We start from the raw sequence: 22,159 nt of genomic DNA, 5'->3' as shown, positions 1-22,159 counted from the left end.
ATCCTGATCCGCCGGCTCATGCCTCTGCCGGCACTTCAGCGATTGCTTCGCTCAGTAGCTCAAAGGAGCGATACCTTTTGTCAAAAGGCTGCACATTCGTAGTTATGATGAACTCCTCAATACCGAATGCCTCTGAAAGTGCCGACAGCTGTTCACGTACAGAGTTCTTTGTTCCTTTGGTAATCTCTGGTTCCAGCTCTTCAATCGTGTAGGCTTCATTGCTCTGGCGGGCAAACTCCTCCGCCTGTTCCCGGGTTCCAACGGTTAGCTTCTTCCCGCTTGCCAGCTGAATCCGAATCAACTTATGTGCGCCCGCCAGTTCTTTCGCTTCCTCTTCGGTCTCAGCCACCACTAGTGCTAAAGCGATAATTGCTTGCGGTTGTCTGCCCTGTGAAGAAACAAAACCGCTGCGGTAAGCACGAATAGCATCTAGCGCTACTGTCTTATCGCTATTAATAAATAGGGAGAACACATAAGGTAATCCAAGTTCAGCAGCAATCTCTGCACTGCCTACACTCGCGCCAAGCACATACAACTCAGGCGGAATACCAGGAAGGGGACCTGCCTTCAACCCAGCCAGCGGGTGGTTTTCTTCGAGCCGGTTATGCACATATTTCTCCAGCTCGATGATTTTGTCCGTTAGGCTAGGGGATTCGGTTCTTTCCTGCTGAAGCGCTTGTGTGCTGCGCGGGAGACCGCCGGGAGCGCGTCCCACTCCGAGATCCACTCGGCCAGGAGCAAGTGTAGCCAACACATTAAAGTTCTCCGCCACCTTATACGGGCTGTAATGCTGGAGCATGATGCCACCGGAGCCAATGCGGATGCGCTCTGTTTTGGCCAACAGATGTGCGATGAGTACTTCTGGAGAAGAACCGGCCACCTGCTCGGAGTCATGATGCTCCGAAACCCAGAATCGACGGAATCCAAGCTCCTCGGACAGTTGAGCCAGCTTGATCGTATGCTGGAATGCTTCCTCTGGCGTTTCTCCCGGATAGATCGGACTTTGATCAAGTACGCTGATTGTAATAGCCATTGTTTTTCCTCCTATATGGAATAGTTAAATTCAGGTGTGATTCGCTTCAGGAACTGCTTCGTTCTTTCTTCGCGCGGATGATTAAACAGCTCTGTCGGCGTTCCTTCTTCAACAATGACGCCCCCGTCCATAAAAACTACATGATTCGCCACATCACGAGCAAACCCCATTTCATGGGTGACTACAATCATCGTGATGCCTTCCTTGGCAATTTTCCGGATAACAGCCAGCACCTCACCCACTAGCTCAGGGTCCAGCGCTGATGTGGGTTCGTCGAACAAGATAACCTCTGGCTCAAGCGCCAAGGCTCGGGCAATCCCTACACGCTGCTGCTGACCCCCGGACAGCTGACTCGGGTAAGCGTCCAGCTTGCTGGCAAGACCTACCTTTTCAAGCAGTGCTATACTCCGCTTTCTCGCTTCGTCCTTCGGAAGCTTTTTGACAATTAACAGCCCTTCCATCACGTTCTCCAGCGCAGTTTTATGACGGAACAAATTGTACTGCTGAAATACCATTGCCGTTTTTTGCCTAAGCTGATGAATCTCCTTTTTTCGGGCGTGTTTGCAGTTCACTTTGAAATCGCCAATGGCGATCTCTCCGCTGCTTGGTCTCTCCAGATAATTCACGCAGCGTAAGAGAGTCGTTTTGCCGGAGCCACTGGGACCGAGAATGACGACAACCTCCCCCTTCGTCACTGTTAAATCTATATTGTTTAACACCTGATTCCGACCGAATGACTTCGAAATTTGCGCAAGTTTAATCATGCTACTCCACCTCGATTGTAAAGATTAATCCTTTTCTCAATGACCGACGTCACACGTTCGATCAGAAACGTTAGTGCCCAGAAGATCAGCGCTGCCGCCAGATATGCCTCAAAAAACTTCCAGTTCGTTGAAGCCACTATCTGTGCCTTAGCATTGATATCCACCACCGAAACCGTAAAAGCAAGGGTAGATCCGTGCAGCATACCGATAACCGAATTCGAAAGATTAGGCAGACTTGCCGCCAGCGCTTGAGGAAAAACAATCCGCTTTAGTGCTTGGGGCGTTGTCATACCGATAGAGTGGGCCGCTTCTAGCTGACCACGATCCACAGCGAGCAGACCGGAACGGACGACCTCGGACATATAAGCTCCAGCAGTAATCGAGAACGAAATATAAGCAAAACCGATCATCGGAATCGAAACCGACCTAAAGCTCCAGCCGAAATGAGCCGCCAGACCATCAATCAGCACAGGAAGCCCAAAATATATAAGCAGCAGATGCGTCAGCATCGGTGTCCCGCGGATGAATGTAACATAACCGACGGCCAGCGGATGCAGCAGTGGAACTCTGTAAAGCCGGATCAAGGCTACAGCCACTCCAATCACAAAACCAATCCATACAGAGACAACCGTAATATATAAGGTCGTAGGAATTGCACTCAGAATTTGTACCAGCGCAGTCCATATAAACGATGGGTCCAATTTCATAATCCGGTGCCTCCTTTGCCCGGTCCCAATTCTGCAATAATGCGTCGGTAGGACCAGCTTTTGTTAATTTTAAACAATTTTTTGTCAGGCATATTTCGCTTTTCATGCCGTAGCAGATGGTGTTCTGCTACAAGCAGCAGCTTCTCAATCGTAAAGCTGATGACCAGATAGATAAGCGCAAGCGCGATATAGGTTTCAATAAAATGCTGTGTTAAGCTGCCAAGCGTCTGAGCTTTACCTGTCATTTCCATCACGCCGAGAGTAAAAGCTAATGACGTATCTTTCAGTAGTGCAATTACTAGATTGGAGAATACAGGAACTGCTATACCTAGCGCTTGGGGCAGCACGATTCGTGTAAAAGCTTGAAATCCCGTCATCCCCGCAGCATATGCAGCCTCCACTTGCCCCTTATCCACCGCCATCACAGAAGCCCTAATCATTTCGGACATGTAGGCTCCCGTATGCAGACCGTAGGTTAGAATCACAAAGACAAGTACTGGAGTTCGGGTCATATCCACATGGACCAGCTTCATGATTTCAGGCAGACCATAATAAAACAAGAAGAGCTGGATAAGAATCGGAGTTCCCCGAAAAAAAGAAATATAGATTTCGGAGAGGGTCTTTAACACAGGCACTTTATAAAGTCTTGGCAGAGCTACGAGAAAGCCGACAATAATTCCTGTCAGTAGAGAACAGGCGACAATCTGAAGCGTGGTGCTTAAAGTCCCTAGCAGCTTAGGCAAAAACGAAAATACAAAACTGATATCAAACTGTGCGCCCATATATTCCCTCCCTTCCCGTGCTCACCGGCTTAATCATTTAACCGAATCCGCTGTAACATCCGCACCCAGCCATTCCGTGCTCAGCTTACCCAGTGTTCCATCCGTCTTCAGCTCTTTAATCGCACTGTCAATCGCATCTGACAGCTTTTGTGAATCGGCATCATCCTTACGGAAAACATAGAGAATGTCCGCAGAGGACAGCTCGTCGCCCGTTGCTTTTAGCTGACTCTGCGGATCAATGATCGGGAGTACAAAATCTGCAGCCAGCGTAGCGTCCACACGCCCAGTACTAATCTGTGCGACGGTATCATTCGCTGCACCGTTCTGATACACGATATTAATCGCATTGTCATGCTCTTTATTGTAGTTCTCCAGAATTTGCGCTTGTGCGCTTGTCGCACCGACTAACACCTTTTTTCCTTTGAGATCATCCAGTGATTGGATTGAATCATTATCCTTCGCCACTACGATGCGGTTTCTCCAGTGGGCATAGGCTTCTTTGTTAAAATAATATTTCAACTCCCGCTCCGGATTTTTCTCCATGACATGGGCAACCAGGTCGATTTTTTTAGTTTCCAGACTCAGCAGTAAATTGCTGAAATCCATGGTTTGAAACTCAAATTCATATTCAGGCAGCTGCTTATCGATTTCTTTGAGCAGTTCCACATCAAAGCCGGTAAGCTTGCCGTTCTCATCTATGAAGCAGACCTTCGGAAAAGCAGTACCCGTGCCTACGATGATCTTAGTTACCTTTGTCGAACCATTTGCCGTTGCCGAAGCTTCGGCTGCATTTCCATTCTGGCTGCTGTTCGTGCTGTTATTTCCGCAACCTGCTATCGCCAGTGTCAATAACGATGCAATTACTAATGAAATGGACTTTTTCATTGTTCTATCCCCTTTGAATGAATTGTGGTTTATTTATAAGTGTTTTTTTCATCAGATACATAATGCCGTCACCATTCTGCTGATCCAGTTCCAGAAACCGTTCATACCCCCGGCGTTCATACATTTGAACTAACCATGGGTGCTTCTTAGCCGTTGCCAGCGTGACCGCAGCCGAACCCAATTGTCCAGCAATAATGTGCTCTTCCACCCAATTCAGAAGCTTTCCACCATAACCTCTGTTACTGTAATCCGGATGAGCAGCAAACCATTTAATAAAAGGCAGTGGGCTAATCTTCTTCATCTCTTCTTCTTTTGAAAGTGTTATCGTCGCAACTATCGTTCCATCAACTTCCAGCACATAACACTCATTCGTAGCAATATTGTCTTCAATAAGTGCCAAGTCAGCTGTAGCCGCCGGCCAATGCAGCCCGAGCTCGCGAATCAGCTCATACGCACGATATGTAACCTCTAGTAAATTCTCCGCATCTTTCAGTTCTGCCAATCTGTATGTCTCACTCATCGCAAGCCCTCCATCCTTCCAAAATTAAATTTATAATTCCTATAGAAATAGTCAACATTATATGCAATTAACTTTATCACTGCATGTGACCATGCGCTAATAGAGTTTTTTAATACATCTATACAATTAGTCGATCTCCTGTTTTACCAATACCGAGTTCAAGAAGAGTTTCTATGAATTCAGCGTTCTCCCCATTTAATGAAATCAGGCTGGTTCGTAAGGAGATGCCTTCCGTCTCCGCAATATCCACCCGTACTAACGTCCCTGCCGCTACTTCCTCTTGCACACTAAGTGCCGGAAGGAAACAGATGCCTGCTTTTTTCAACACCAGCTTCTTGGCTGTCTCCAGGTTATCCACCTGATATTCAATCTTCGGCGGCTGTTCCATGCTCTCAAATACACGATGCAGCCGCATCCAATCCAAAGACCCGCATTCAAAAAAGACCAACGTCTCCTGACGGATATCCTCCAGCGAAGCGCGTTGTACCTTAGCTAAGCGATGTCCCTCCTGTACATACAGAGAGATGGGATCTTCGCAGAAAGGAAAAGCTTGAATGGCCGGATTTACGACCTTACGGATAAAAGCCAGATCTAGCTCTTTCGATTTCAGCTTATCAATCAATACTTCTGTAGAAGCTGTCGTCAGCTTAATTGTGATATGCGGATACCTGCGCTTCAAATGAAGCATCAGATGCGGCATTAAATAATTGGAAACCGAAACAGTACTGCCGATCCTCAGTTCATTTGGAATATGCCCCTTGGCCTGCACCTGATATTTACCGTTCTGATAGATCTGAAGAATCTGCTGGGCATAGGGAAGAAATTGCTTTCCTTTATCCGTTAGGCTAATCTGCTTACCTAACCGATCAAACACTCTGCAATCCAATTCTCTTTCGAGCGATTGAATCCGTGCCGTAACTGTCGGCTGAGAGATATATAGGACTTCGGCCGCTTTATTGAAGCTTCCATAATGGTTGATGTAGACAAAAGCCTCAATATTTTCAATGTTCATCCCTAATCCCCCTAAACTAATATTAACTTTACTATTCCGATGTAAAAACAATGAAATATGACGATGCTTTCCTATAGATTTTGTTTATATCTTATTCACGTCCCCATTTTTTGTCAACTTAAATTCCGTGTAAATCAATCGGATTTCGAATCAAACGTTATGTTTATTTCATATAGAGCTTTTCTATTCATATATCAAAATTATAAAATACCCCTTATATAACTCGGAATTATAGTTTATAATGACTTCATTCTTATGAACTAATACATTGGACTGAAAGGGGATCCCGAGAATATGTCACAAAAGATTATTATCCGTGAAGCTGAGAATAAGGACCGCGATGCCATCGCTGAAGTGATACTGGACGCTTACCACCAATATTCCGAGATCATGCCCGAGCCGTTGTGGCTAGCTTACCGGAAATCACTTCTTGAATCTGTCCATGGCGATGCCCCGATCGTGCGGATCATCGCTGAAATCGACAAGAAAATCATTGGTAGCGCACTCTTGTTCAGCTCCTCGGAAACGGCATACGGTAAACCTGAGCTAGGCATTCACTCCCCTATCCTGCGCTTACTTGCCGTATCCCCATCCGCTCGCGGTCTCGGTGTTGCAACCCATCTAATTGACGAAGCTGCAAGGAGATCTCGCGAGTTGGGTGCCACCACTTTGAATCTGCATACCTCAGAAATGATGGCTTCAGCAATTAAGCTCTACTATCGCTTAGGCTTCAAACGGGCGAATGAGACCGATCTTATGAACGGCGAAACCCTGGTACAGGGTTTCCGGCTAGACCTACTGACTTCCGCCCGAACTACAGCAGGCTAATTATAAAATTCGGGTACAGACTAACCCGATGAATATAACGTATTCTTAAGCATTGTCTTGAAATTATAAAAAAGAAGCCTCGGGAAGCTTCCCAATGATCTTATGTGATCATTGCAGCGAGCTTCCGAGGCTCAATTAATTTCCTTTTTTATAGGTAATTTCTTTAAAACTCACAGTAATATTCCTTTCATTATCGGCATCGCTCATTTGATGATCTGGCGTAACGGTTGCGCTGGAGGGGATGGACGAAATGCTGGCCCCCCTCTGCTTCTTTTTTACATCATAGAGATAATAAGAAACATTCTTAACCTTCAGCCCTATAGTATCCTTGTACAAAAGTTCTACAGAATAGGACTTCATCACGGCTATATTAGCATCCATCCATCCTACAACTTCAACCGCTGCATCTTCATGGTCGCTTTCAGTCATAATAGTGCAGATGGGAAGCCCATCCTGATTATAAAAATTAATTATTTGTGGAGCTATTTTCAAATAATCGATATCGATGTCATGGATTCGGTTTTGGTTGACCTCTGCTGTATCCATCCAAGCAATCGTGCCCGCCGGGTTCCACTTTATTTTCTCAGAAGGTACATATCGCTCTTGTGGTAACGGTACAGTATGTAGCGAAGCTCCTTTATTATCGTAAAAGGTTAATTGCCCGCTCTCATCATCATGTACAAATCTCTTAAAGGTTGGTGAAAGAAATAGGGATGGCGCCCCAGTCGTCGAATGAGGGATTACGCGATATTTCAGAAGATGGACATCGTCCTGTCCTTTCTTCAGATCAAAGATCCATACATTACCGAGGTAACTCTGCATAAACAATTTTTGCTCATCAGCTTTCCATTGAAATTTATAAATGTAATCATAATCATCAGAAAGCGGCCAAAAGTCTTCCCGAAGACGTTCGATTTTTCCTGTAACAACATTGTATGAGGACAAATGATATTCCCCAGCTTCTTTCGTCAGATCCGATTCCAGAAATAATAGATGATCCCCGTCCAACGGGATTAGCATATTATAGTTGTTCATAAAGGCATTGTTCCAACGATTATTGGAATCGTTCAGCTCATCGCTCCATTTCACCTTAACCTCATCCGTAGCAGGATCATGGGCTAGCAAAGCATTGATTGCATTGTGATCTCCATAGAAAAAATGAATGGTGTGGTATGTGATTCCCTGCAGCTCAACTACTGCTCCACCGTTTAATATATAGTTATTTTCGGATATGCCAATTGGTTTAGCTACCAGATCTCCATTTGAGCTCCGTACTGCATTAAACTCCAGCCCCTTAAATGTTGAATCCATAAACGTAATTTTTTTTAACTCGGCAGTTGATTCCTTAGTAAGCGTGTAGCCTGTGCTCGTCTCATTCACATTCATTAACATGCCCTGCTCGCTTGATTCGTTTATCCATAAATGAAAGGCATATTTATTATTATCTGAAATTAGAACAATATCGTAGTTAGGCGTTGCGGTATTTAAATTCCCAGGTATTTGTACAGCGTTACGGATGGCTCGGACGAAAATTTCTATGGTTTCATGATCTATGTATTCTTCCTTTATGTTAGCATTCACAGAACCATGTGCTAGAGAGTCCGCTATTGTAATTCGCTTAATGTCCTCATCGATCTTTAGATTATCGGTTTCTGCTTGTTGATCATTTGATTGAAATAAGTGAAGCAATACTGCTTTTTCTGTTTCCGGCAACTTGTAATGCCCATTTTGTCCAGATTTGGTGATAAGACCATTATTCTCGCCAGAGATCCAGAATGAGAATTTTGCGTTTTCTTTATTCTTCATTTCAACAATGGCTTCATAATCAGGTGTAGCAATATCAAGCTTAGCGCTGTCATACTCAGCAGTATGTATAGCTTCATTGAATTGTTCTATTAAATTATTGTCCGTTATGGTCATCGATTCACCGCTGTCGTTCTGAATTGTTATGGAATGAACAGAGCTTAGATCGATCATTGTTTGATTCGCTTTATCCTTATTCCCTGTATTGATACATCCAACAATGATTACTGAAATGACTGCTAAAAGGGCTAGTAGACTTATCCTTTTCATATAGGCTCCCCCTTCGTATTCTCTCTTCTTTAACGTCAAATAGAGGATAAAGTTGCAAAAAGCCACCGTACAGGCCTGTTCTCCTGTAAGGCAGCTTCTCTTTTATCCCAAAGACTGGATGAACTATTTAATCTTTATCACTACGTGTTCAGACCCGAAAGCCCTTTAAAAAATTCACAGCCTGACGGATATCTTCCTCTGGATTAGTGCCAACTTCCCGTTCTATGGTCAGGAATCCTGTATAACCGATGTCGTTCAGCGCTTGCAGATAGTTGCTCCAGTCAACAGAGCCCGCTCCGAGCGGAACTTCACGAAAAGCTGTGCCGGTGTCGGCCATTTCAGCTATCTTCTCATGGTCTAATGCGGGTGCTTCATAACCATATTGACCGTAAACATCGCGCGGATCGATATCGGCAAGTTTGAGACCATCTTTAGCATGGGTGTGTACAATGTAGTCTTTTAGTGTATGAACACCTTGCACGGGATCATCACCAGTCACCATCACCATGTTGGCCGGATCAAAATTAACAGAAACCCCTTTGGAACCCAAACCGTCGAGGAACGTCTTCAGACGAGCAGCGGGTTCTGGCCCAGTCTCAATCGCAAAGTAAGAATTCATCTCATGCGCGTATCTGCTTAGTTCCTCACAGGCGATGTGCATGGTTTCATAAATTTCACTGTTGTTGTCAGAGGGAACAATACCGATGTGTGTAGTGACTATATCTGTACCTAGCTCCTTGGCCAGCTCCATAATGCGTTTGGACTTTTCGATTTTGGCATGGTTCTGTGCAGGGTCCTGAAAGCCATGTCCGCCTAAATCTCCAACGAGGGCAGAGATTTCGAGACCCAGTGAAGCGATGTATTCCTTCCATTCACGGCGGGCTGACGGAGAAAGGTTAGCGGGATCAAATTCACCTTGCACCGCGTAAATCTGAACCCCATCAGCCCCTGCTTCTTTTGCCTTGCGCAAACCCTCTTTTACTCCGACCTGAAAACTGTCTACGATAACGCCGATTTTGTTAGTGATAGTTGGTTTAACCATTGTAATAATCCTCCTTTAAAATGAATTAGATTTGGTTCCAAACACGCTTAATGTATTCCAACCCAAGTCTCGTCCCCTTACGGCACTCTTCCATTCCCTCAAATTCTACAGAGATATATCCGTCGTAACCGCTTTCCTTAACGGTTCGAATGACACTCGGCATATCAATGTCTCCTTGACCAACGATGGCCCCCCTCAACCAGTTCCCACCAGTAGACTGGAACCAGCCTTCGCCAGGCTGGCGATCCTGCGGACGAATATAGAAATCTTTGAAATGTACCATCGAAGCAAGCTTAATATTGTTAGTCACAGCAATAAGCGGATTCTCATCGGCGCACAGGAAGTTACCAATGTCGAGTGTTGTACGGAAGTTATCTCTTCCTACTGCGTGAACCAACGCCTGTACACGATCGCTGTGCTGAATAAAGTAGCCATGATTCTCCACACTGGTCGTGATGCCCAAACCTGCGGCATAATCAGCAATTTCTCGACAGGCTTCAGCCAAATCTGGAAGCTCTTCCAAAAAGTGCGTAATTGATAGATCATTTGACGAGGCTACATCATGCCGCATCCGCTGAATGCCTAATGCCGCACAGACGTCTACTTCCCGCTTTACCCGCTCGACTTCCCGCTTTCTTTCCACTGCCTCCAGCCCGGAAAAATTCGCCCCGATAGCATAATTAGACAACTCTAGTCCACGACCTGCTGCCGTTCGTACAATCTGATCAATTAGCTCAGGATTCTCAACCAAATTGATGCCCAAGGGTACAATCTCCGCATGCTCCGCACCCAGATCGGCGATCGTCTCAATGACTCCTTCAAGCGTAAGCTCACCCGTTGAAAAAGCTGAATGCAAACTGTAGGTACTGATTCCTAGCTTCATAGTTTCACCTCTTCGCCTTTGGCAGCGGATTCATAGATCGCGCCGAGAATCTTCATGATTGTAACGCCGTCCTGCACAGGACTAATCGGTGTAGAGCCGTTGCTGATGTTGTTCGCAAAATGATTAATCTCATTCTGGAATGCACTGTTGAACTCAAACCCCTTATGATCGGTCTGCGGGTAGGTATTGACGATCGTATCCGACTGTTCTTTGACGATGACTATCTCAGGATCAATTTCAAACCCGCCCTTGTCACCGTACAGGCGCACCGAGCGCTCGTCTTCTTTGGCATGCAGTGTAAAGCTAACATCAACCATCAGCGAAGCTCCATTCTCAAAGCGAATTAGTGCATTTGCTAAATCTTCTACCGTATTGTTCGCTGCGTCGTAATCAGCGGCTTTATAGAAAGAAAGATTCTTGATATTAGAACGATTGCCGAGCTTACGGTAGGTATTGGCACTGACTGATACTGGATTCGGACGGCCCATCAAATACCAGCATAGATCGATCACATGGACGCCGATATCAATCAATGGTCCTCCGCCGGAGCGTTCAATATCACTGAACCAGCCTCCGGGATTACCAAGTCTCCGGAACGTTGTTGCCTTCGCATAGTAGATTTCGCCGAATTCTCCTTGCTCCACCAATGTCTGAAGTAGCTGGGCATTAGAGTCATAACGCCGTACAAAGCCTACTTGCAAAATTTTGCCGCTCTTTTCCACTGCCTGCTGAACCAGAAGCGCTTCTTCAACCGTGCGGCAAAGCGGCTTTTCCACAAGTACATGCTTGCCTGCCTCAAGTGCCGCGATGCTGATCTCAGCATGAGAGTTGTTCCATGTGCAGATGCTGACGGCATCTATTTCGGAGTTAGCCAGCAATTCACGATAATCTGTGTATACGTTTTCCACGTTATACTCAGTAGCAACAGCTCGTGCACGCTCTTCATTCAGGTCACAAACCGCATATATGGTTGTCTGCGGATTATTCCGATAAGAACTTAAGTGCATGCCGGAGATAGAGCCGGTTCCTATTACGCCAATTTTGATCATATCCATTAATACTCTCTCCTTTATTTTGCATAGGTTATGATTCGTATTATAATGATTTCAACCCTAAACACCATGCAGAGCCTTGCGGTTTCATTTGTACAATTGTGCTATAGGAGGTGCTTTCAATAAATGTTGGACTATGATAAACATCTACAGGAACCCATGGACATGCCAGATCCCGAGTTTCCGATTAAAGTACATACCCAGCGCTTCAACCAAGAGGGAGTTTTGTTGTTCCCGCATCATTGGCATGAGCATCTTGAGTTTCTATTTATTGAAAGCGGTGAGGCTGTTTTTGAATGCGGACGAACACCGATCAACGTACGGGCTGGTGATTTAGTTGCTGTGAACAGCAACGAGCTGCATTATGGGGTCAGTGCATCTTCTGATTTATTGTATTATGCGATTATTGCAGATACTTCTTTGCTGCATAGTGCGGTTAGCGACGCTGCCGAAACCAAGTTCATCGCCCCGATTCAGCAGAACCAGCTGCTGTTACGTAATCATATCCGTGGGGATCAGCACATTACTGACTGTGCGCTGGCGATTATTCGGGAGCTAGAACTTCGCGAATTTGGATATGAGCTGGCCGTCAAGTCCGAGCTATACCGCCTGCTAACGCTGTTATTGCGCAGACATATCGTCACCGTGCTCTCACAGGCTGAGCAAGAAAGACGTATTCAAACGGTTGAACGCTTCGCACCTGTTTTACGTTATATCGATACCCATTACCAGGAACCCATTCAAGTTGACGAACTTGCGGCACTAACAGGGCTAAGCCGGTTCCATTTCAGCCGTCTCTTCAAGGAATTAACTGGTCATACGATATCGGAATATATAAATGCTGTCCGTTTAGACCGTGCAGATTATTTATTAAGGCATAGCCAGTTGACGATTTCTGAAATCGCTACCACTACTGGCTTCAGTGATATCTACTATTTCAGCCGGACTTTCAAAAAACATAGAAAAGTACCCCCAAGCAGTGTGAGAGGGTTCTAGTTAGGGTGAACAAAGGAAGCAGTCTTCTACTTGCTATCGCTCCTTAATTTTAACATCAAAAAGGTCAGGAGAGGGTAGTCCCCTCGTCTGACCTTCTCTTTTATTTTATTAATTGCATAAAAGAAACTATCTTCCATCTTATGGGTATAATTAACATAATGAAAATATAGGAGGAGATTTCATTGAGAAAAATAATTAAACTGACTATATTAGCACTTGGCATAATGATTCTACCGGGAACAATGATTTATGCCGCATCGAACCCATCTGAAGTTTCATTATATTTCAATAATGTGGTACAAAAACAGGCAGCAGTAATATCCGAGGGAGACATTCTCTTACCTGTTGAACAGCTTACTAAAAATTTGTTTGCTTTAATCACTTTAGATGAAACAAGTAAATCGGTTCGAATCTACAAGCCAAATGTGAACATGGTATTGCTTGATAACAATGGAGAGATTTTCGGTAAGGTAAAAAGCCCTGCACGGTTTGCCTTTTCAACCTTATTACAAGTGGATCATTTAAAAACAGAAATTTCAGATATAAAACTTACAATCACTGATCCCGCTGACAAAACAGAAACTATCGATAATCAACAAATTAAGAAGAGTGAAGAAAACTTTTGGTTCAAAACTAACGAATTCACTTATTCGTTTAATACAAAAGGTACCTATACAATTCAAGTGTTTTTTAAAGACGTAAATTCAAAAACATGGTATCCTGTCTCTGAAATCGATGTATTCGGCATATGAATTTCCGATAGTTGAAATCTCGTTTTTTTAACTCCTCATTTCTTATTATTCTTAATCACTTCATTAAAACGGTCAGGAAAGTTGGTATGTACCCCGTCTACACCCCAAACCACGGCTTTGTCCATATTCACTTGATAATTCACTGTGTACGGAAACACCTTTAGACCAGCATTTTTCACCTGTGCGACATAGGATGAATTTATTCTTTGAAAGTTAGGGCTAATACCAACCGCATAAGTTTTCACCCGATTGATGAAAGATTCTGGTACTTTATAAACCGGAATATTATACCAGATAATTTGATAAAGCGGAATCTCCGGGTTAATCGAATGAAGCCTACGTAAACTCGCCTCACTAAATGAATGTACGGAAACATGATCAGACAGATTATATTTTTCAATTTGTTCGTTTAATATAGTTTCAATATTCGGATTCGAAGCGGGATCTTTAATCTCAATCATATAGTCTACTTCTTTTCCAAACCTTTCAAATACCTCTTCTAAAGTCGGAATACGTATTCCAGCATATTGATCCCTGGCAAACATGGGATACTGTTTGTTAAACCAAGAGCCAGCGTCTAATTTCGAAAGCTGCTCTAAGGTATAATTCTTAACATAACCCGTTCCATTTGTCGTGCGATTAATAGTTTCATCGTGAATAACAACAGGAACACGATCCTTAGTTAACTGAATATCTAACTCAATATAATCGGTCTCCATATCAATAGCTAGTTCGAATGCAGGTAAAGTATTCTCAGGAGCATATCCCGAAGCGCCACGGTGAGCAATGGTATAGACTTTGTCCGCAGGCTCGAGAATTTCCTTCACTTTAGTGCGAATCCATGGAGAATAGGCATACATCGAGGTAAACAATAAGATCAACAAAAATATGTGTATAAATATAAAATACATTTTAGAATTTTGAATCCTTTGCATAAAGCTTCCCTCTTCTTTTCAATAATTTATTGTTGTTTACTTGGTGCTATTTTTCATAATCAATTCCATGATAGGCGCACCAATCAGATTAATCAACAATACACCAAAAATCAAATTTGCGACAATCAGCATCCAAGTTCTGACTTCCAGCGAATCGTACAGCTTATAAAAACTCTTTGATTTTCATGAAAAAACCTTCATATTTCAGTCATTCTCAAACTAAAAAACACTGATCCAGTTTAGAATCAGTGTCTTGAAGCGACTCATTTTTTTATAGAATTGCTTTACTTGTTGATATGTTCCTTGATTTGCTCAGCGATTTGTTCCAGCAATGCCTCTTTCCCTAATGCAAAGAAAGCTTCATTGTAGTTTTGTCTGCTAGTCATGCGATAGATATTATTCGATTTCACAGCTTTTAGGCTGCTCCAGACCTTACTTTGATCAAGAACATTCTGGTCATTATCAGATAATAAAATGATATGGTCTGGATTAAAGGTAGATAGTGCTTCTAGACTTGTTACTTTTCCTCCCCATGGGTCTGGTTCAGGTGTACCTGGCGCGATGATTAATCCAAGATCATTAAAAATCATATCAGCAATACCTGTGCGTGAATAGATCCGGATTTCTTTCTCTGTAGCTTCGATTACTGCAAACGTCTCTTCTTTGGTAATCTCTGTGATTTGATCATGCAGCTGTTGAGCGCGTTGGTCATAGGCTTTCAGCCACTCATCCATTTCCATTTTCTTATCAAGTACCTCGGCAACAAAAGCAAAGCGCTCTCTAAAAGCATTAAAGCCATAAGGTACCCTTACTGTTGGAGCAATCATATTTAGTTGATCATAGATTTTCTCTTGCGTAGGCCCTGCCAGTATTAAATCGGGATTTGCTGCAATGATCGCTTCCAAGTTCACTTCCGTTTGAAACCATCCAGCGGGAGTTACATCCGGCAGTTCTTTTTTTAGAATAGGTGTGATTTCCAGTGAATTAGCCATATCTGTATTCCCAGTAATCACAGGTCTATATCCAAGCTCCAAAAGTTCTTCGGTTGAGCCAGATACATCGGCAATTCTAACCGGGTTTACCGGTATTTCAACATCTCCCTTGGCGTCCTTAATGGTACGTGTTCCGGAAGAATTCGTAGCGACGGGTTCAGATTTCACCGCAGGTGGAGCGTTTTCTCCTTGAGTCTCCTGACCTGAATTCCCACATCCGTACAACATCACCATCATGAATAAGGCAATTGCGACAAAAGAGATACGTTTTAAACTGAACATTTTTCCAACCCTCTCCAATCTATTGATAATCATTCTCACTATTAGCAAGTCCGATCATACACTCTGCTGATAGGCTGTACTACCGGCAGAGGGATTGAATAACGGTTTGGCGGATATTTATTGGTTTTCTAACGTTTTTTTATGATTTCAGAAGGATTTATTCCATACTGCTTCCGAAATGCCTCCGCAAAATGGCTAAAGTTGTTGTAACCTACCATCGTCGCTGTTTGACTAACACTACTGTCCCCAGAACGCATGATTTCCCATGCTTTTTCTAAACGCTTGTTCCGTAAATAGGCAAATACAGTCGTACCGTACTCTTCCTTAAAACCAACTTTTAATTTGTATTCGTTAATCCCCGCCAGCTTGGATAGTTCAATGAGCGAAGGAGGGTATGCCATTTGCTCAAGGATAATTTCCCTGGCTCTCCGAATGCTTTCTCGGTCACTGCGAGATAAATGCAAGCTACGTTTGGAACGATTCTGTTCAAAAAGAAAAGCGCCAAAATAGGCGGAAAGGAGTTCTAATGCCTTACCTTCTACGTACAACCGACGCATCGAGATATGATAGGGGCAATCCCTCAATTGAACCAATAACCGGGAGGTCTCTGGAAGAATCGGCATACGGAACATCCGAAAAGATTGTGTATTTAACAGCCCGGATAAACTGCAAGAATGTGTAGATTCTTGCTCCAGCATCCACGAATCGAACAGTGCTACCGGCACACCAATGGACAGTAAACGGATGGGCTCTGCACTGCGATAGTGGAATTCGGCGTGGAAATCTCGCATGAGCTGCAATGAACAACTGTCGGGCACCAACTCGTGACTGTTGCCTGTTACATGAACTTCTCCACTGCCCTGTAGACAAAAGCTTAGCTCAATCATAGCTGCTTCGGATTGAACACGGACTAAACGATCCTCAGTGAAACGGTAATTACTATCAACAATTTCAATCCCGGAAGGTGTGATAACCCTATCGACGTATCCATGGTCACTAGGTTGTGAGAAATGCATTCGCTCTGTGGTGTCCCTTATAGCCGGAGTCTCAAACAAATCATTGAAGTACCCGTTATAGATATTATGGATTGATTTTCTTGACATTAAGTTATACCCACAGCAGATCCGCGGTACACTGAAACCCCAGTACAGTGTTTTATCATGAGAAGATCACCTTTATTCATTTATTAAATGATAACGATTATCATTTAGATCATTATATTCGAGACATTAGCTAAACTGCAACGGACAATACAAACACCCCCTCATCCTAAAGGATAAGGGGGGTATCAATTTCTATTCCATCGGCTTTTAACTTTCGTTGCATCATCCAGCTTCGGATTCAGCTTCTTTCATCTCTTATTTCATCGCTTTAGCTAGCTCTGTGAAAATAACTCCAAGCGCGTAAGCTCCCGCATCCGGATAACCAATGCTGCGTTCGCCTACTGTACCTGCTCTTCCCATACGGGCGACGATATCGGAAGTCTTCCGGGCACCGAGCACCGCCGCTTCTGCTGCTTTGATTGCTGCCACCTTGATATCTTCACCTTGCTCTGCACTCTGGGTCCAAGCATCCGCGAACGGAACGAGCGCATCAATCAAGGTCTTGTCACCAACGACAGCACCCCTACCGAAAGATCTTTCACCCGTATCCTGAATCCCTTTAACAACAGCCTGCATCATATCCGCAAACTCCTGAATAGACAATTCCCGCTTTTGCTGCGCGGACTTACTTGCTGCACGGAAGCCCGATCCCCAGATTGGTCCAGAGGCTCCACCACAATGCTCCATGATGATCAATGAACACGCATCAAGGAAGTCACCGATATTGTTAAGATGATGAGCTAGAATGTCTTCCCATTCTACTTTTAACTGCTTGAAACCTTTGGCTACGCTCATCCCGAAATCACCATCACCGGCGTGGGCGTCTAGCTCACAGAAAGGCACCTCATTCTCGATAATGAGCTCACTCATTTGATCGATCAAATAGACGATATTTTGCAAGGAGAACTGGTTGTTCTTAATCACCGCTGCTTCAGCATCCGTATTATTCTTAAAGGATACTGTGCTGTCTGCTTTCTCTTCCTTGATGATCTCTGTATAGTTCACAGGCTCAAATGGACCTTTAACCGACAATGCCGGTGTATCGCACGGAGCAGACAACCATTTCTTCAACGTCTCATCCAGCTTCATAATCGACACTGATGCGCCAGCCATATCGATGCTGGTCATATAGTTGCCGACAAATACTTTAAACACTTGCTTATTCTTCGCCGTCAATTCACGGATCACAGAATTATTCAACAAATAAAGTTCTTGCAGTGGTGTTCCACCAAATCCATTGATCAGAACCGCAACTTCTTGCTGCGACTCATCGTTCATTTGCAAGTTGCTTAGCAAGGACGTAACCATTCGCTGCGCCAGTTCATCCGCTGATACGGCTTTTTCCCTGCGTATTCCAGGTTCACCGTGAATTCCGACACCGTATTCCATCTCATCCTCTTCGATATGAAACGTCGGGGTTCCTTTGGCAGGAACGGTGCAAGAAGTGAAGGCGAAGCCGATAGTCCGAACATGATCAATCGCATGCTGTGCTGCTTCTTTCACTTCCGCCAGAGACAATCCAGCTTCTGCGGCAGCCCCAGCTATTTTATGAACAAGAACGGTTCCGGCCACCCCCCTTTTCCCTACCGTATAGAGACTGTCCTCGACGGCAATGTCATCGTCCACCTTTACATATTCCACTTGAATGCCATCTTCGCTTGCGAGATGGGCTGCATTTTTAAAGTTCATGATATCGCCGCTGTAGTTCTTAATAATAAGCAGCGTTCCCTTTTGGCTCGCAGAACGGCGGATCGCTTGATAGACTTGAATCTGAGATGGAGATGCAAACACATCGCCACACACGGCTGCATCCAGCATACCGCTGCCTACGAACCCGGCATGGGCCGGTTCATGTCCACTTCCGCCACCGCTAATTAAAGTAACTTTATTGTTGTTGATTTCTTTTTTAGAAATCACTTTGAATTTATCGTTGAAATCCAGCTCAGGATGCGCCAAGACAAGTCCATTGCACATTTCCCGGACTAACGTTTCCGGTTTGTTCATAATTTTCTTCATCTTAAAGCTCCTTACTTAATTTATATTGACGGCCTAATTGGTCGGCAGCCATAATGGCTGATGCAACCGCCTCCTCTGAAATTGGGAACGGCATGGAATGAATGGATTCCTCAGCAATACAAGCTTTTTTAGCCACCTCAAGAAGTTCTTCGTAAGTGACTTGCTCCACTCCAATATCCGCTAGGCACACGGGAAGACCAATCGACAGACAGAAGTCCAATACTTCTCTTAATTCAGTACGATCCGCATTCTCAAGCACTAACTGAGCAATTGTACTGAAGGCTACCTTCTCACCATGATAATAATGATGTGTTCCTTCTAAAGCTGTTAAACCATTATGAATCGCATGAATCGCAGCCAAACCTCCGCTTTCAAAGCCTAATCCAGATAACAGAATATTCGTTTCAACGATATTCTCCAAGGCTGGAGTTACGATATTCAGATCGCAGGCTTGTTTCGCCTTGAAGCCATTTTCAAGTAAAGTGTCATAGCATAGTCTGGCAAGACCTAGCGCGGTAATTGTCCCCTTAGCTTCCCCACATACTCCTTCACGAACTCCGCAAGGTAAGCCGGCATTTACGTTAGAATAAGAATTTGCTGTAGCTCTTGCTTCAAAATAAGTGGAGAGTGCATCTCCCATCCCTGCAACAAGAAATCTTGTCGGTGCTTTGGCGATCACTGTGGTGTCGATCATGACTACACTCGGACTTTGCTTGAAGTAAGCATAATCATCAAATTCCCCTTCAGGAGTATAGAGGACGGCGGAATGACTGGTTGGTGCATCCGTAGCTGCTATCGTCGGAACGATGATCAATGCTTCTCCTTCTGCTACGCATTTTGCCGTATCAATTGCCTTACCTCCACCCAAACCAATCGTACATGCACATTGATGTTCCTTGGCTAGAGCTTGTAATCTTGCGACTTCTTGTCTTGAGCATTCCCCTTGGAAGCCACTTTCAACAAGCGTTATATTAAATTTCAGTTTAGTTGACTCCAATTTATCTTTCACACGTGTAACATCATCTGGATGGGCAATGAGTAGTGCAGAATCCCCGAATGTTTTTACAAAATAACCTAAATTCAAAAGTTCATTCTCACCTTGCACATATTTCGTCGGACTGATAAACGCTCTTCTCATTTTCATTCCTCCTAGGTTGTATATAGTTATTATTATAGATTGCTCTATTTCGGTATGCATGAAACAATAAGATCAGAATAAAGCGTTTTCTTATCGAGTTTTTTTGTCCTCCCTTTAATAAATTGTATTATCTTGTCCTTTTGCACAAAAATTCGCTATAATGTTCATTATGTTTCTATAACTTTCCTAGGAGAATATCGTGATGTCCAAATCTCGATTTAATTTAGAAGAAATAATTGATTTGAAGAAATGGGAGAAACTACAGGACTCTCTGTCGCTCGTGACTAAAATGGCGATTCTTACCGTAGATTATAAAGGGGTTCCCGTGACTAAGCACAGCTTCTGTCAGCCATTCTGCCAAGGCGTGCGCCAAGATTCTATTCTCTCTCCCTACTGTCAAAAATGTGATGCTCGTGCCGGCATTGAAGCTGTCCGCCAGAACAAGCCTTATATTTATTTATGCCATTTCAATATTATTGATATTGCCATACCCATTATTATTGACGATCAATATCTGGGAGCAATTATGGCCGGACAGCTCAAGCTTCGTGAACCTGACGTGTCACATCTGGAGCAGATTGTATCTAGACCCCCTAATGTTGAGTCGAACCTGAAGTTTCAAGCACTCAAAGAGGATTACGAGGCACTTCCTGTCTTATCCTACGATGAAGTAACGAAGTGCGTGGATCTACTACTTCAGTTAAGTACCTACATCGTGGAAGAAGCGATCCAGAAGCGTACTACCGTCGATTTGTACAAAAGAGTGCTGACCACAGATATGGATACATCTGCTTCCGCAGAAACTGTTGAAGAGACAGACCTGGCCTATCGCAAAATCCAGTCTCTACAGCAAGAGTTGTCAGGGGCGCTCATTGAGACCAAATTGAAAAATGGAGCTCAAAGGCTCGTCGCTTCAAATACTGTACTTCAGCCTGCGTTTGATTACATCTATGCGCACAAGAATGAAAATTTCAATCTAAAAGAGATGGCCAAGCTTTGTCATATCAGCCCCAGTTATTTCAGCCGTATATTCACCAAAGAAACAGGTGAGAATTTCTCCCTCTTCGTTGCCAGGCTCAAGATTGAATGGGCTAAACAGTTGCTGGAGTCCACCGAAGCCCCCATTCATCAAGTGAGCGATGATTTAGGATTTTGTGATACGGGCTATTTTATTAAAATATTCAAAAGGTTCGAGAACCTCACCCCGGCGGTATATCGGAATATGTATAAGGGATAGGCTACAAAATAAACCCTCCGTTAATACATTAACGAAGGGTTATTTCTTATTCCCACCAGTGTTTCATTTCACTAAAACCAACATCCCATAACTTCACATTCCCTTTCAGGATAATGGTTAATTCGTTTACGGTAATTAACGAAGTATTTATAAGCTCAATATCCGGACTATATTGTTCAGCCGTTTGAAAGATTACGTTATCATCAGCTACAATAATTAGTTCACTGCTAGAATCATCTTTGACAGGGAAAGCAAAGTTAAGATACAACAATATCTCTTTTTTATCCCCCAAAATGTATTTGTATTGATGAGTTTCCTCACCTTCACTGCTATACAAGTTCATTTTCGGGTTTATGGTCTTACCTGTGATTGTTAAACTGGGAAGATCTTGCGTGATAGGCATATTTCCAGTAAGTTCTTTCACCTCCTGAAGTCCATGGATAACGCCTTCCTTTTTCTCCAAAGTAAAATCAATGATCTCAGAGATCCCCATGATTGCTATCAATAGAACAACAACAGTTAACGCCGATTTAACTAGTGATCTCCAAGTGATTGTTGTAATAAATCCTATCCTATAGGCACAATATCCGATGGTAGCCCCTAAAGTATTGGATATGATATCACTTACATCAAATGTACCTAGAAAAGTTAAAGATTGAAGTGTTTCCAGTACGAAAATACTAATGATAAACATCAGGATAAACTTTTTAAAAGATGAAGGATACAATAATGGGATTAATATCCCAAATGGGATAAATGCAACGACATTCCCCAAATCATAAATCCAAGAAAAGGATAGGTCAGAAAGGTTTGGAAAAAGCAGCGGGACACCTTCTGGAATCCACATAAACGTATACCCATACTCACTGTATTGATGCGCTACTCTGTTGAAAGCAAAAAACAAAAAATATAAAATTAAAAGCGTGTAAAGAATAGTTCCTATACTAAGGATTTTTCGTAATTTTACTCCCATAAGGTCTCCACAATTCCCTCCATTTTGTCAATGGATTTAGTATATCTCTCCAAAGTGACTCTTCAGTGACACTAAAAGTGACGATATAGTCACTCAAGACTTTTCATTGCTGCATAAAAAAATGCACCCCTAGAATTTCATCGGAATTACCCTG

At 43.5% G+C, this 22,159-nt stretch carries 21 protein-coding genes; 4 read left to right on the top strand and 17 right to left on the bottom strand.

All coding sequences use genetic code 11. The features are described 5' to 3' along the window. Positions 1–16 precede the first annotated feature (16 nt). The 7 genes from M2444_RS02865 to M2444_RS02835 all read right to left on the bottom strand — a co-directional run bounded on the left by M2444_RS02865 (position 17) and on the right by M2444_RS02835 (position 5,703). The gene (locus M2444_RS02865; RefSeq protein ID WP_280786209.1) at positions 17–1,033 is read right to left on the bottom strand and encodes an LLM class flavin-dependent oxidoreductase; all 1,017 of its coding nucleotides are present in this window, start codon (positions 1,031–1,033) and stop codon (positions 17–19) included. Between the two features lie 11 nt (positions 1,034–1,044). After that, entirely contained in the window at positions 1,045–1,797 is a 753-nt protein-coding gene (locus M2444_RS02860; RefSeq protein ID WP_076286779.1) for an amino acid ABC transporter ATP-binding protein, read from the bottom strand. Further along, on the bottom strand, positions 1,794–2,504 hold the full coding sequence (locus M2444_RS02855) for an amino acid ABC transporter permease (protein ID WP_094869028.1): 711 nt from the start codon (positions 2,502–2,504) through the stop codon (positions 1,794–1,796). Before M2444_RS02855 ends, M2444_RS02860 begins: the two co-directional genes overlap by 4 nt. After that, a complete protein-coding gene (locus M2444_RS02850) occupies positions 2,501–3,286 on the bottom strand; it encodes an amino acid ABC transporter permease (protein WP_280786208.1) in 786 nt (261 codons plus the stop codon). Before M2444_RS02850 ends, M2444_RS02855 begins: the two co-directional genes overlap by 4 nt. A 33-nt stretch (positions 3,287–3,319) precedes the next feature. Next, positions 3,320–4,171: a transporter substrate-binding domain-containing protein gene (locus tag M2444_RS02845; RefSeq protein WP_280786207.1), complete on the bottom strand. Its 852-nt coding sequence runs from the start codon at positions 4,169–4,171 to the stop codon at positions 3,320–3,322. A 4-nt stretch (positions 4,172–4,175) separates the two neighbouring features. Beyond that, positions 4,176–4,691, bottom strand: a complete 516-nt coding sequence (locus M2444_RS02840) for a GNAT family N-acetyltransferase (protein ID WP_094874981.1) — start codon at positions 4,689–4,691, stop codon at positions 4,176–4,178. A 118-nt stretch (positions 4,692–4,809) separates the two neighbouring features. Further along, positions 4,810–5,703, bottom strand: a complete 894-nt coding sequence (locus M2444_RS02835; protein ID WP_094874980.1) for a LysR family transcriptional regulator — start codon at positions 5,701–5,703, stop codon at positions 4,810–4,812. Between the two features lie 294 nt (positions 5,704–5,997). On the opposite strand from M2444_RS02835, the gene M2444_RS02830 reads away from it, so the two are divergent. Beyond that, positions 5,998–6,531, top strand: coding sequence for a GNAT family N-acetyltransferase (locus tag M2444_RS02830; RefSeq protein ID WP_280786206.1), 534 nt, complete (start codon positions 5,998–6,000; stop codon positions 6,529–6,531). Between the two features lie 135 nt (positions 6,532–6,666). Here the strand turns inward: M2444_RS02830 and M2444_RS02825 are convergent, their stop codons facing one another. The 4 genes from M2444_RS02825 to M2444_RS02810 form a co-directional block, all read right to left on the bottom strand. Next, positions 6,667–8,604 carry a YhfM domain-containing protein gene (locus M2444_RS02825; RefSeq protein ID WP_280786205.1) on the bottom strand — a complete coding sequence of 646 codons (1,938 nt, stop codon included), beginning with the start codon at positions 8,602–8,604 and terminating at the stop codon, positions 6,667–6,669. Between the two features lie 148 nt (positions 8,605–8,752). Continuing rightward, positions 8,753–9,646, bottom strand: coding sequence for a sugar phosphate isomerase/epimerase family protein (locus M2444_RS02820; protein WP_280786204.1), 894 nt, complete (start codon positions 9,644–9,646; stop codon positions 8,753–8,755). Positions 9,647–9,671: 25 nt separating this feature from the next. Continuing rightward, positions 9,672–10,529, bottom strand: coding sequence for a sugar phosphate isomerase/epimerase family protein (locus M2444_RS02815; RefSeq protein WP_280786203.1), 858 nt, complete (start codon positions 10,527–10,529; stop codon positions 9,672–9,674). After that, positions 10,526–11,584, bottom strand: a complete 1,059-nt coding sequence (locus M2444_RS02810; RefSeq protein WP_094869037.1) for a Gfo/Idh/MocA family protein — start codon at positions 11,582–11,584, stop codon at positions 10,526–10,528. The genes M2444_RS02815 and M2444_RS02810 overlap by 4 nt, the downstream gene beginning before the upstream one ends. 123 nt (positions 11,585–11,707) lie before the next feature. Here M2444_RS02810 and M2444_RS02805 point away from each other — a divergent pair, with 123 nt between their 5' ends. Next, positions 11,708–12,577 carry a helix-turn-helix domain-containing protein gene (locus M2444_RS02805; RefSeq protein ID WP_094874974.1) on the top strand — a complete coding sequence of 290 codons (870 nt, stop codon included), beginning with the start codon at positions 11,708–11,710 and terminating at the stop codon, positions 12,575–12,577. Positions 12,578–12,759: 182 nt separating this feature from the next. Continuing rightward, the gene (locus M2444_RS02800) at positions 12,760–13,329 is read left to right on the top strand and encodes a hypothetical protein (RefSeq protein WP_280786202.1); all 570 of its coding nucleotides are present in this window, start codon (positions 12,760–12,762) and stop codon (positions 13,327–13,329) included. A gap of 35 nt (positions 13,330–13,364) precedes the next feature. On the opposite strand, the gene M2444_RS02795 is transcribed toward M2444_RS02800, so the two are convergent. From M2444_RS02795 to M2444_RS02775, 5 genes are all read right to left on the bottom strand, one after another. Then, positions 13,365–14,264: a glycerophosphodiester phosphodiesterase gene (locus M2444_RS02795; protein WP_280786201.1), complete on the bottom strand. Its 900-nt coding sequence runs from the start codon at positions 14,262–14,264 to the stop codon at positions 13,365–13,367. A gap of 284 nt (positions 14,265–14,548) precedes the next feature. Beyond that, positions 14,549–15,538 carry an ABC transporter substrate-binding protein gene (locus tag M2444_RS02790; RefSeq protein ID WP_094874972.1) on the bottom strand — a complete coding sequence of 330 codons (990 nt, stop codon included), beginning with the start codon at positions 15,536–15,538 and terminating at the stop codon, positions 14,549–14,551. A gap of 128 nt (positions 15,539–15,666) precedes the next feature. Next, positions 15,667–16,641, bottom strand: coding sequence for a helix-turn-helix domain-containing protein (locus tag M2444_RS02785; protein WP_094869042.1), 975 nt, complete (start codon positions 16,639–16,641; stop codon positions 15,667–15,669). A gap of 255 nt (positions 16,642–16,896) precedes the next feature. After that, a complete protein-coding gene (gene dhaK, locus M2444_RS02780) occupies positions 16,897–18,657 on the bottom strand; it encodes a dihydroxyacetone kinase subunit DhaK (protein WP_280786200.1) in 1,761 nt (586 codons plus the stop codon). A 1-nt stretch (position 18,658) separates the two neighbouring features. After that, positions 18,659–19,795 carry a glycerol dehydrogenase gene (locus tag M2444_RS02775; protein ID WP_280786199.1) on the bottom strand — a complete coding sequence of 379 codons (1,137 nt, stop codon included), beginning with the start codon at positions 19,793–19,795 and terminating at the stop codon, positions 18,659–18,661. Positions 19,796–19,997: 202 nt separating this feature from the next. On the opposite strand from M2444_RS02775, the gene M2444_RS02770 reads away from it, so the two are divergent. Next, complete coding sequence (locus M2444_RS02770) at positions 19,998–21,032, top strand: PocR ligand-binding domain-containing protein (protein ID WP_280786198.1); 1,035 nt, start codon at positions 19,998–20,000, stop codon at positions 21,030–21,032. A gap of 46 nt (positions 21,033–21,078) precedes the next feature. On the opposite strand, the gene M2444_RS02765 is transcribed toward M2444_RS02770, so the two are convergent. Continuing rightward, complete coding sequence (locus tag M2444_RS02765) at positions 21,079–22,005, bottom strand: VanZ family protein (RefSeq protein ID WP_280786197.1); 927 nt, start codon at positions 22,003–22,005, stop codon at positions 21,079–21,081. Positions 22,006–22,159 lie beyond the last annotated feature (154 nt).

Source organism: Paenibacillus sp. PastF-3 (assembly GCF_029893135.1).
Lineage (GTDB): Bacteria > Bacillota > Bacilli > Paenibacillales > Paenibacillaceae > Paenibacillus_AQ > Paenibacillus_AQ nitricinens.
The sequence above is the reverse complement of the archived record's forward strand: the minus strand, read 5'-3'. Positions and strand labels throughout refer to the sequence as shown.

Excerpts from the sequence above, each read along its gene's own strand:
- M2444_RS02840 (WP_094874981.1), bottom strand. The coding sequence starts at position 4,691 with ATGAGTGAGACATACAGATTGGCAGAACTGAAAGATGCGGAGAATTTA.
- M2444_RS02850 (WP_280786208.1), bottom strand. The coding sequence starts at position 3,286 with ATGGGCGCACAGTTTGATATCAGTTTTGTATTTTCGTTTTTGCCTAAG.
- M2444_RS02860 (WP_076286779.1), bottom strand. The coding sequence starts at position 1,797 with ATGATTAAACTTGCGCAAATTTCGAAGTCATTCGGTCGGAATCAGGTG.
- M2444_RS02810 (WP_094869037.1), bottom strand. The coding sequence starts at position 11,584 with ATGGATATGATCAAAATTGGCGTAATAGGAACCGGCTCTATCTCCGGC.
- M2444_RS02820 (WP_280786204.1), bottom strand. The coding sequence starts at position 9,646 with ATGGTTAAACCAACTATCACTAACAAAATCGGCGTTATCGTAGACAGT.
- M2444_RS02805 (WP_094874974.1), top strand. The coding sequence starts at position 11,708 with ATGTTGGACTATGATAAACATCTACAGGAACCCATGGACATGCCAGAT.
- M2444_RS02775 (WP_280786199.1), bottom strand. The coding sequence starts at position 19,795 with ATGAGAAGAGCGTTTATCAGTCCGACGAAATATGTGCAAGGTGAGAAT.
- dhaK (WP_280786200.1), bottom strand. The coding sequence starts at position 18,657 with ATGAAGAAAATTATGAACAAACCGGAAACGTTAGTCCGGGAAATGTGC.
- M2444_RS02795 (WP_280786201.1), bottom strand. The coding sequence starts at position 14,264 with ATGCAAAGGATTCAAAATTCTAAAATGTATTTTATATTTATACACATA.
- M2444_RS02855 (WP_094869028.1), bottom strand. The coding sequence starts at position 2,504 with ATGAAATTGGACCCATCGTTTATATGGACTGCGCTGGTACAAATTCTG.
- M2444_RS02790 (WP_094874972.1), bottom strand. The coding sequence starts at position 15,538 with ATGTTCAGTTTAAAACGTATCTCTTTTGTCGCAATTGCCTTATTCATG.
- M2444_RS02765 (WP_280786197.1), bottom strand. The coding sequence starts at position 22,005 with ATGGGAGTAAAATTACGAAAAATCCTTAGTATAGGAACTATTCTTTAC.
- M2444_RS02770 (WP_280786198.1), top strand. The coding sequence starts at position 19,998 with ATGTCCAAATCTCGATTTAATTTAGAAGAAATAATTGATTTGAAGAAA.
- M2444_RS02830 (WP_280786206.1), top strand. The coding sequence starts at position 5,998 with ATGTCACAAAAGATTATTATCCGTGAAGCTGAGAATAAGGACCGCGAT.
- M2444_RS02785 (WP_094869042.1), bottom strand. The coding sequence starts at position 16,641 with ATGTCAAGAAAATCAATCCATAATATCTATAACGGGTACTTCAATGAT.
- M2444_RS02845 (WP_280786207.1), bottom strand. The coding sequence starts at position 4,171 with ATGAAAAAGTCCATTTCATTAGTAATTGCATCGTTATTGACACTGGCG.
- M2444_RS02865 (WP_280786209.1), bottom strand. The coding sequence starts at position 1,033 with ATGGCTATTACAATCAGCGTACTTGATCAAAGTCCGATCTATCCGGGA.
- M2444_RS02835 (WP_094874980.1), bottom strand. The coding sequence starts at position 5,703 with ATGAACATTGAAAATATTGAGGCTTTTGTCTACATCAACCATTATGGA.
- M2444_RS02825 (WP_280786205.1), bottom strand. The coding sequence starts at position 8,604 with ATGAAAAGGATAAGTCTACTAGCCCTTTTAGCAGTCATTTCAGTAATC.
- M2444_RS02815 (WP_280786203.1), bottom strand. The coding sequence starts at position 10,529 with ATGAAGCTAGGAATCAGTACCTACAGTTTGCATTCAGCTTTTTCAACG.